The sequence below is a fragment of the Pelomicrobium sp. G1 genome (genome assembly GCF_051905455.1).
Lineage (GTDB): Bacteria > Pseudomonadota > Gammaproteobacteria > Burkholderiales > UBA6910 > Pelomicrobium.
Genome location: NZ_JBQACR010000422.1, coordinates 1 through 258, shown reverse-complemented (window position 1 = coordinate 258; position 258 = coordinate 1). Strand labels below are relative to the sequence as shown.

The following is a 258-nucleotide window of genomic DNA, read 5'->3' as shown; positions in this document are numbered from 1 at the left end:
CGACAACCCCAATAACTGGATAACCTCCAGTCGTCGGATGGTCCGGCCCAAAGACCAGAGGCACTCCCGAGGTAGGTACCTGGATCGCGCCTCGCATCACCGGCTCACTCGTTAACTCCCCGGTCACCGCTCTTTCCAGGGAAGGTCCTTCCAACCGCGTGCCCACTCGGTCGCTCGCCTGTGCGACTCGCCACGGTGTCTGCTCTAGGGAACGCCGCCCAGCATCGGTAAACCAATCGTCGCGAGGTCCCCATACCC

Annotated in this window: 1 pseudogene; it reads right to left on the bottom strand. The window is 62.8% G+C overall.

Annotation, left to right across the window (positions count from 1 at the left end):
- A pseudogene (locus ACTFO6_RS19085) lies at positions 1-258 on the bottom strand (biotin-dependent carboxyltransferase family protein); the annotation flags it as partial.